General features: G+C 43.7%; 10 protein-coding genes and 3 tRNA genes. 1 reads left to right on the forward strand and 12 read right to left on the reverse strand.

The features are described 5' to 3' along the window. Positions 1–59 precede the first annotated feature (59 nt). From rplL to ACVBIU_RS18930, 10 genes are all read right to left on the reverse strand, one after another. Positions 60–425, reverse strand: a complete 366-nt coding sequence (rplL, locus tag ACVBIU_RS18885) for a 50S ribosomal protein L7/L12 (RefSeq protein WP_447162239.1) — start codon at positions 423–425, stop codon at positions 60–62. 54 nt (positions 426–479) lie between these two features. After that, positions 480–977: a 50S ribosomal protein L10 gene (rplJ, locus tag ACVBIU_RS18890; protein ID WP_447162238.1), complete on the reverse strand. Its 498-nt coding sequence runs from the start codon at positions 975–977 to the stop codon at positions 480–482. A gap of 266 nt (positions 978–1243) precedes the next feature. Next, positions 1244–1945, reverse strand: a complete 702-nt coding sequence (rplA, locus tag ACVBIU_RS18895) for a 50S ribosomal protein L1 (protein WP_447162237.1) — start codon at positions 1943–1945, stop codon at positions 1244–1246. Positions 1946–1949: 4 nt separating this feature from the next. Beyond that, positions 1950–2378, reverse strand: a complete 429-nt coding sequence (gene rplK / locus ACVBIU_RS18900; RefSeq protein WP_012153448.1) for a 50S ribosomal protein L11 — start codon at positions 2376–2378, stop codon at positions 1950–1952. A gap of 126 nt (positions 2379–2504) precedes the next feature. Continuing rightward, the gene (nusG, locus tag ACVBIU_RS18905; RefSeq protein WP_012279191.1) at positions 2505–3056 is read right to left on the reverse strand and encodes a transcription termination/antitermination protein NusG; all 552 of its coding nucleotides are present in this window, start codon (positions 3054–3056) and stop codon (positions 2505–2507) included. 9 nt (positions 3057–3065) lie between these two features. Beyond that, positions 3066–3437: a preprotein translocase subunit SecE gene (secE, locus tag ACVBIU_RS18910; protein WP_447162236.1), complete on the reverse strand. Its 372-nt coding sequence runs from the start codon at positions 3435–3437 to the stop codon at positions 3066–3068. Positions 3438–3722: 285 nt separating this feature from the next. Then, positions 3723–4907, reverse strand: a complete 1185-nt coding sequence (gene tuf / locus ACVBIU_RS18915) for an elongation factor Tu (RefSeq protein ID WP_447162235.1) — start codon at positions 4905–4907, stop codon at positions 3723–3725. A gap of 196 nt (positions 4908–5103) precedes the next feature. Continuing rightward, a tRNA-Gly gene (locus tag ACVBIU_RS18920) sits at positions 5104–5177 on the reverse strand. Positions 5178–5212: 35 nt separating this feature from the next. Then, positions 5213–5297, reverse strand: a tRNA-Tyr gene (locus tag ACVBIU_RS18925). 7 nt (positions 5298–5304) lie between these two features. Further along, a tRNA-Thr gene (locus ACVBIU_RS18930) sits at positions 5305–5380 on the reverse strand. Between the two features lie 234 nt (positions 5381–5614). Between ACVBIU_RS18930 and coaA the strand changes: the two genes are divergently transcribed. Further along, entirely contained in the window at positions 5615–6565 is a 951-nt protein-coding gene (coaA, locus tag ACVBIU_RS18935; protein WP_447162234.1) for a type I pantothenate kinase, read from the forward strand. Positions 6566–6596: 31 nt separating this feature from the next. Here coaA and birA read toward each other — a convergent pair whose 3' ends face one another. Both birA and murB read right to left on the reverse strand, forming a co-directional pair. Next, positions 6597–7559: a bifunctional biotin--[acetyl-CoA-carboxylase] ligase/biotin operon repressor BirA gene (gene birA, locus ACVBIU_RS18940; RefSeq protein WP_447162233.1), complete on the reverse strand. Its 963-nt coding sequence runs from the start codon at positions 7557–7559 to the stop codon at positions 6597–6599. After that, positions 7560–8585 (reverse strand): UDP-N-acetylmuramate dehydrogenase, encoded by a 1026-nt coding sequence (murB, locus tag ACVBIU_RS18945; RefSeq protein ID WP_447164529.1) that lies wholly within the window; start codon positions 8583–8585, stop codon positions 7560–7562. Between the last annotated feature and the right edge of the window lie 154 nt (positions 8586–8739).

Below are 8739 nucleotides of genomic sequence, written 5' to 3' on the forward strand. Positions count from 1 at the left end.
GGTTAAAAAACCGCCAGCCTCCGCCCGATTACTCGGGTGGTTGTAAGTTATAGTATAACTTACTTGATCTCTACTGCAGCACCAGCCGCTTCTAGATCAGCTTTAAGAGCATCAGCTTCTTCTTTAGAGATAGCTTCTTTAACTGCTACTGGAGCAGCTTCAGCCATGCCTTTAGCTTCTTTCAGGCCAAGACCTGTAGCAGCGCGAAGAGCTTTAATTACTGCAACTTTGTTGTCGCCGTGAGAAGTAAGAATTACGTCGAATTCTGTTTTCTCTTCAGCAGCAGCAGCATCGCCACCACCAGAAACAACAGCAGCAGCTGCAGATACGCCGAACTTCTCTTCCATTGCTTCGATTAGTTCAACAACTTCCATTACAGACATTGCTGCAAGGGCTTCTAAGATTTGGTCTTTAGTGATAGACATAACAAAAGTTTCCTAATTGTACTGAATTCAATTTTAAATTAAAGCGGCTTAAAATTAAGCAGCTTCTTTCTGATCGCGTAGAGCGGCCAATGTACGAACGAACTTGCCAGCAGATGCTTCTTTTAGAGTCATCATGAACTGAGCTAGTGCTTCTTCGTAAGTTGGTAGTTTTGCTAAACGATCAATATTTTCTGCAGGGATTAATTCCCCTTCAAAGGCTGCTGCTTTGATTTCAAAATTCTCTTGCGCTTTAGCGAAATCTTTAAGAAGACGCGCAGCTGCACCTGGGTGCTCAGAAGAGAATGCAATCAAAGTAGGACCAGTAAACGTATCGCTTAGGCACTCAAAATCAGTACCAGCTACAGCGCGCTTAACAAGAGTGTTACGTACAACACGAATGTACACTCCAGCTTCACGAGCTGCTTTACGAAGTCCGGTCATATTAGCTACAGTTACGCCACGTGAATCGGCTACAACTGCAGATAAAGCACCTTTGGCAGCTTCGTTGACTTCAGCAACAATCGCTTTTTTGTCTTCGAGTCCTAACGCCATTGGTATACTCCTGGATTCTATCTAGGGAAATTCCCTAGCAATTACCATGCTAAATATCATAGATACTTAGCGACTTACGGCGCGAAAAATTCCAGCAGACAAAAATCTATCTGGGGTCCGACACCGTCTACGCAGGAAATTAAGTTAACTACTTGAGCAACACCTACGGTCTTGGACGGAGACTAATAATCAACCTAAAAGGTTAACTCTCAGCCTCAACCCTACAAAGTGCGCGCATTATAGACTAATGCGCGAGCTTTGTAAATTTACTTTGCGTCTTCCAGAGTACCCTGGTCAACCGCAACACCTGCACCCATAGTGGTAGAGATGCTTACTTTCTTAATGAAAACGCCTTTAGCTGCAGCTGGCTTGGCTTTTTTAAGTGCGCCAAGTAGTGCTTCTAAGTTTTCTTTAAGTTGAGCTGGTTCAAAGTCCACTTTACCGATAGTAGTGTGGATGATACCGTTCTTATCGTTACGGTAGCGTACTTGACCCGCTTTTGCGTTCTTAACTGCTTCAGCAACGTTTGGCGTTACAGTACCAGTTTTTGGGTTAGGCATTAGACCGCGTGGGCCTAAGATTTGACCTAACTGACCAACAACGCGCATTGCATCTGGAGATGCGATAACTACGTCGAAGTTCATTTCGCCAGCTTTAATCTGTGCAGCAAGCTCGTCCATACCAACAAGCTCAGCACCAGCTGCTGTAGCAGCTTCAGCGTTAGCACCTTGAGTGAACACAGCAACACGTACGTCACGACCAGTACCGTGTGGTAGCACAGTAGCGCCACGAACGTTTTGATCAGATTTACGTGGATCAACACCAAGGTTAACCGCAACGTCAACACTTTCAAGGAACTTAGCAGTAGCTAGTTCTTTAAGTAGTGCAACAGCTTCATTGATGTCGTAGCTTTTAGTCGCTTCAACTTTCTCGCGAATTAGACGAGCGCGTTTAGTTAGCTTTGCCATAATCTTAATCCTCTACTACCAAACCCATTGAACGCGCAGTACCTTCAATTGAGCGAGTCATCGCTTCAATATCAGCACCAGTCATATCAGCGGCTTTAGTCTCAGCAATTTCCTGGACAGCGCTACGCTTGATAGTTCCCACTTTTTCAGTGTTAGGACGGCCAGAACCTGATTTCAGACCAGCTGCTTTAAGCAGTAGGAAAGACGCAGGTGGAGTCTTAGTTTCGAAAGTGAAAGAGCGATCAGAGTAAACAGTGATAACTACAGGAATTGGCATACCTTTCTCGAACTTTTCAGTACGAGCGTTGAATGCTTTACAGAATTCCATGATGTTAACACCTTTCTGACCCAATGCTGGGCCTACTGGTGGCGACGGGTTTGCAGCACCGGCTGCGACTTGCAGTTTGATGTAACCATCAACTTTCTTTGCCATGAGACATTTCCTCAAGTTTGGGTACAAACGCTATCAGCACTATGCTGAACAGCTCCCCGAAAAATATGGGAGCGAATTATATATAAATTCGCTCCCATTTCCAAACAGTATTTGTGCTTTATTTAATCAGCTTTTTTCAATCTGACTAAAATCAAGTTCTACTGGTGTTGAACGACCGAAGATCATCACAGAAACCTTAACGCGGTTCTTCTCATAATCCACTTCTTCAACCGTACCGTTAAAGTCAGCAAAAGGTCCGTCAGTAACACGAACAACTTCACCTGGCTCAAACATAACGCGATGCGTTGGAGACTCAGTAGTTTCTTGCAGACGCTGAAGAATTGCATCAGCTTCTTTATCAGAAATTGGGGCAGGACGATCAGACGTACCACCGATGAAGCCCATTACACGAGGGATACTTTTCACCAAGTGCCAGCTTTCATCATTCATTTCCATCTGAACTAATACATAGCCAGGGAAAAACTTACGTTCGCTTTTACGACGTTGGCCTGCACGCATTTCTACCACTTCTTCAGTCGGTACTAAAACCTCACCAAAGTAAGCTTCCATTTCGTGCATTCTGATATGCTCAAGCAACGTTTTACACACACGGCCTTCATAACCGGAAAACGCTTGAATTACATACCATCTTTTTTTAGCTTCAGTAGCTTCAGTCATACTTAATGCCTATACGCCTGTAATAAAATTAACAATTCTAAGCAATACTGCATCTAGGCCCCAAAGGATTAAACCTAAAACGGCTGTTGCAGCTAATACAATGAAAGTTGTATTGAGTGCTTCTTGACGCGTAGGCCAAACCACTTTACGAACTTCAATCTGTGATTCACGAGCAAAAGTTAAAGCTTGCTTGCCTTTTTCTGTTTGCAACGCGATGAAACCAGCGATAGCAAAAGTCACGACGACACCTAGGGCGCGCACTACAACACTTGCTTCATTAAAATATTGATTGCCAATAATTGCAGCAGCCAACAAGATTACGACTAGGCCCCACTTTACGATATCCAGAGAGTTACCCTGGCTTTCAGTATTTGTTGTCATCGGTTAATTCCGTTACTCACTACGTTCTGAGTCAAGTGACACTATAAATAGCATTTTGCTCAGTGAAAAATTCAGTCAGACTCGCTATCCGAACTGGCGACTGTCCAACATACTTAGTTAAGTATACTCAACGAGTCAAAAATCGGTCATAGATTGTATTCTTATTCCACTTATTTGGCAAGAATACATAGCCCAGCTTCACTAACAAATTAAACCTAAATACAATAAAAACAAAAAAGGCAGCCTAAGCTGCCTTTTTCAGTATCGAGTTAAGACGATTGCTAATTAAGCAACGATCTCAGCTACAACACCAGCACCAACTGTACGGCCACCTTCACGGATTGCGAAGCGTAAACCTTCGTCCATCGCGATTGGGCAGATTAGAGTTACTGTCATAGCTACGTTGTCACCAGGCATTACCATCTCTACGCCTTCTGGCAATTCGATAGTACCGGTTACGTCAGTTGTACGGAAGTAGAACTGTGGACGGTAGCCTTTGAAGAATGGAGTGTGACGTCCGCCTTCTTCTTTAGACAGAACATAGATTTCTGACTTGAAAGTAGTGTGTGGAGTGATTGAACCAGGTGCTGCCAATACTTGACCACGTTCAACGTCTTCACGCTTGATACCACGTAGAAGAACACCACAGTTCTCGCCAGCACGACCTTCGTCAAGAAGCTTACGGAACATTTCAACACCAGTACAAGTAGACTTAGTTGTATCTTTGATACCAACGATTTCTACTTCTTCACCAACTTTGATGATACCGCGCTCTACACGACCAGTAACAACAGTACCACGACCAGCGATTGAGAAAACATCTTCAATTGGAAGAATGAATGCACCATCGATAGCACGCTCTGGCTCAGGGATGTATGTGTCTAGAGCTTCAGCTAGTTCAAGGATCTTAGCTTCCCACTCTGGCTCGCCTTCAAGAGCTTTAAGAGCAGAACCCTGGATAACTGGTAAGTCATCACCTGGGAAGTCGTACTCAGATAGAAGTTCACGAACTTCCATTTCTACTAGCTCTAGAAGCTCTTCGTCATCAACCATGTCACACTTGTTCATGAATACGATGATGAATGGAACGCCAACCTGACGTGAAAGCAGGATGTGCTCACGTGTTTGTGGCATTGGACCATCTGTAGAAGCAACTACTAGAATCGCGCCGTCCATCTGTGCAGCACCAGTGATCATGTTTTTAACATAATCCGCGTGACCTGGACAGTCTACGTGTGCGTAGTGACGTGATGGAGTGTCATATTCGATGTGAGAAGTATTAATTGTAATACCGCGCTCACGCTCTTCTGGAGCGTTATCGATCTGTGCGAAATCACGTGCAGTACCACCGTAAGTCTTCGTTAACACAGAAGAGATAGCGGCAGTTAGAGTAGTTTTACCATGGTCAACGTGTCCAATGGTACCAACGTTTACGTGTGGTTTTACGCGTTCAAATTTTTCTTTAGCCATGGTATTGCCCCAATCCAAGTATTTTGGTGATGAAACTGCATATAGCAAAAAATCCGATGCATTAAAATGTCATCGAATCAGTTAGTAAGATAATCAGAATGGTGAGAAGCAGGGAGGAGCTGATAGGTAGTCTTAAACGGGAAAAAGCACTCGAGACCGAGTGCTTTCTACTGATTAAGTATTATCAGCAAGATTTTGGAGCGGATGGCGGGAATCGAACCCGCGTTATCAGCTTGGAAGGCTGGAGTAATACCATTATACGACATCCGCGGAACCTACTTCAGGTTACCTAACTACCTAGAATATGGTGGAGGGAGAAGGATTCGAACCTTCGAAGGCTGAGCCGTCAGATTTACAGTCTGATCCCTTTGGCCACTCGGGAACCCCTCCAGAGAAATGGTGCCGGCACCAAGAGTCGAACTCGGGACCTACTGATTACAAGTCAGTTGCTCTACCAACTGAGCTATGCCGGCGTGTCATTTCGGTAGCGGATATTATGGAAATGTGAGCCTAAGTGCAATAGCAAAAGTGAAATATTATTAAAAAAGTGAGTTAAATGGCGTTTTTTTATGCTTAACGCTACTTTCAAGTATACTTTTGAAGCAATTAAATCAAATTAGTACTTAAAGCCAGCATCGCAGTTCTCATTGCAGTTGTTCATAATAAATTCATAGTGTACTGTGCCCTCCTGAACGGAGAACTTCGCAATGTCGCAACCAAACCAAATTCACAACGCTCTTTATCTCGCTTTTCAGCGCCTACAGTGGGCAGGACTGAGAGAGTCTGTGCCATTAACACTCAGTGAAAATGATTTGGCAGATTTACGTGGTATTAATGAAAAAATATCCTTATCTGAAGTCACCGATATTTATCTGCCGCTGAGTCGTCTATTAAATTTAAATGTTGGCGCAAAGCAGCAAAGAGGTTTGGCGTTAAATGAGTTTCTCGGACATGTACCGCCTAAACGCCCCTATATTATCAGTATCGCAGGCAGCGTAGCTGTTGGTAAGAGCACTACAGCCCGTATTCTACAAGCACTGCTCAGCCATTGGCCTGAGCATCCAAAAGTCGATTTAATTACCACTGATGGCTTTTTGTATCCGTTAGCAGAGCTTAAGCGACGTGGCCTATTACAGCGAAAAGGTTTTCCAGAAAGTTACGATATGAAAGCCTTAGTTGAGTTTATTTCAGCGATTAAGGCTGGTGAGTCGGCAGTCAGTGCACCGATATACTCACATATTACCTATGACCGCATTCAAGATGAAAAACAATGGATCAGACAGCCAGATATTTTAATCATTGAAGGACTCAATGTTTTGCAAACTGGCCAAGACTCACCTGTTGATACCCAGCGTCCATTTGTTTCTGACTTTGTCGATTTCTCGATCTATGTCGATGCCCATGAGGCGTTACTAAAAGAGTGGTATGTCGACCGTTTTTTACAGTTCAGAACCGGGGCGTTCAGTAGTGAAGATTCTTACTTCCATCATTACTCAAAGCTCGATGACTCTGAAGCAACCGCGACAGCTTCAAACATTTGGGACTCAATTAACGGCCCTAACCTCACTCTAAATATATTGCCTACGCGCGAAAGAGCACACCTTATCTTACAAAAAGGACCTGACCATATGATGGATCAAGTCCTATTGCGCAAATAGAGAACCTGCTATGTATAAAAGCTAATACTGATTAGTCTGCTTTACGCAGGCTAATCTCACCACCAATATAGCTTTGCAATCCCGACTCTGTTTCTAAGACAACAGCCCCTTGCTCATCGACCCCCATACAGACACCATAAATCTCATCTTGGCCCATCAGTAACTTTACCGACTTTCCTTGAAAGAGATCAGCTTCGCGCCAACGATCTTGAAACGGTGTGAGTCCAGACTGTTGAAATAGATTAAGATCTTGCTGTAATTGCTTCTGCAGCAGAGCTAACAAAGCCGTTTTATCTGGCAGACTTGCTTGACCGGTTAAATCACTCCAAGGCTGATCAATCAGTGCTGCATGTTGCTCACCCATGGCCATATTCAAGCCGATACCTATGACTAAATTGCACTCACTATCTGTATGACCACTCATCTCAATCAACACGCCAGCGAGTTTTTTACTTTCAAGGTAGATATCGTTAGGCCACTTTACCCCAACATCTTTAATGCCAAGCTTTTCAAGTACGGTAACAATCGAGCATGCCACAACTAGGCTTAACCCCATCGCTTGCGCCATTCCTTGCGGAAATTGCCAATACATAGAGAAATACAAGTGACAACCATAAGGCGAAACCCAAACACGACCACGTCGACCTCGCCCTGCCGATTGATACTCAGCAACACAGATATCGCCCGAAACTAAGTCTTCTGCGTGTTTTAAAATAAAAGCGTTAGTACTGGGGATTTCGTCAAAATAAAAGCAACGATTGCTAATTTGTTGTTTTAGCTTCACTTCATCAACTAACGATATAGGTCCGTTTAAGCGGTAGCCCTTGCCTTTGACACTGTATATATCAACGCCATACTCTTCCAGTCCAGCAATATGGTTACTTACAGCGGTACGAGAAACCCCTAAAAGAGAGGCCAAAGCCTCTCCAGATACAAATGACCCTGCGGCCAATTCAGATAGTATCTCGCGTTTTCGACTCCATTGCTCAGCCATCTATAAACTCCTTTCACCATTGGCAGTGATCATTCGAGGTTCAGGATCAAGCCTAATACCAAATTGTGCTTCAATTTTCTCAACAATCAATCTCGCCAACGAAAGTACATCTTCACTGGTCGCATTATGTTTATTTATTAACACTAATGCCTGGTTCTGGTGCACAGCAGCACCACCAAGTTGGCGTCCCTTTAAACCCGATTTATCAATAAGCCAACCAGCAGCCACTTTTACTTGTTCATCGCCGTGAGGATAGCCGACGATATCTGGAAATACGCCGACAAGCCGATCAAAGTCAGCCTTATCGATTATCGGGTTTTTAAAGAAGCTCCCCGCATTGCCAAACTCCGCTGGATCAGGTAATTTTTCTCGACGAGTTTCACAAATGCTATCAAACACTTGCTGAGCAGTGACTTGTTCAGCTTTAAACGATCTAAGAGGGCCATAATCTAATCGTGGAACCCAACGCTTTGGTAGCTTAAAACCAACCTTGGTGATCACCGCCTTACCTAACAACTCTTTCTTAAAGATAGAGTCTCGATAACCGAAATCACAAGCATTGGCAGCTAAACGTACCAAGTGGCCATCTCGCAAATCAACGTACTCAACCCAATCACAAAAATCGTTTAATTCGACGCCGTATGCACCAATATTCTGAATCGGAGCAGCGCCAACAGTCCCCGGGATCAACGCTAGATTTTCTAGACCACTGAATCTATTTCTTAAGCAAAAACTAACAAGATCATGCCAATTCTCTCCAGCCGCTACACTCAGATAGTGATAATTCTCATCGTCCGTAATATCAATCCCTTTAGTTTCGACTAATACCACAGTCCCTTGAAAATCTTCACATAAAATAATATTACTACCGCCACCTAAAATAAGCATAGGTTGCTGCGCTTGATAAAGTTTGCAGCAAGTATCAACCAACACATTTGATGTCGTAGCATGAACTAATTGCTGACAGCCATGGGCTAAAGCGAAAGTATTAAAGTCTTGAAGGGAATAAAGTGGGCTGGTTGGCATTTGGATATCATTTAGGGGAAAACAACTATTGTAGCCTAAAGAAGTAAATCGAAGAAGCTTGGAGCACTTTAATGGTAATACCAAACTGGAAAATTAACTGGTCACACTTGCCCAATCCCTAGAACACAATTTTGTCACTCGCTCTGAACTCTCA

The sequence above is a fragment of the Shewanella sp. 30m-14 genome (assembly GCF_052977125.1).

Bases quoted from the DNA above. Each gene is read 5' to 3' on its own strand.
- rplL (WP_447162239.1), bottom strand. From the start codon at position 425: ATGTCTATCACTAAAGACCAAATCTTAGAAGCCCTTGCAGCAATGTCT.
- rplJ (WP_447162238.1), bottom strand. From the start codon at position 977: ATGGCGTTAGGACTCGAAGACAAAAAAGCGATTGTTGCTGAAGTCAAC.
- rplA (WP_447162237.1), bottom strand. From the start codon at position 1,945: ATGGCAAAGCTAACTAAACGCGCTCGTCTAATTCGCGAGAAAGTTGAA.
- rplK (WP_012153448.1), bottom strand. From the start codon at position 2,378: ATGGCAAAGAAAGTTGATGGTTACATCAAACTGCAAGTCGCAGCCGGT.
- nusG (WP_012279191.1), bottom strand. From the start codon at position 3,056: ATGACTGAAGCTACTGAAGCTAAAAAAAGATGGTATGTAATTCAAGCG.
- secE (WP_447162236.1), bottom strand. From the start codon at position 3,437: ATGACAACAAATACTGAAAGCCAGGGTAACTCTCTGGATATCGTAAAG.
- tuf (WP_447162235.1), bottom strand. From the start codon at position 4,907: ATGGCTAAAGAAAAATTTGAACGCGTAAAACCACACGTAAACGTTGGT.
- coaA (WP_447162234.1), top strand. From the start codon at position 5,615: ATGTCGCAACCAAACCAAATTCACAACGCTCTTTATCTCGCTTTTCAG.
- birA (WP_447162233.1), bottom strand. From the start codon at position 7,559: ATGGCTGAGCAATGGAGTCGAAAACGCGAGATACTATCTGAATTGGCC.
- murB (WP_447164529.1), bottom strand. From the start codon at position 8,585: ATGCCAACCAGCCCACTTTATTCCCTTCAAGACTTTAATACTTTCGCT.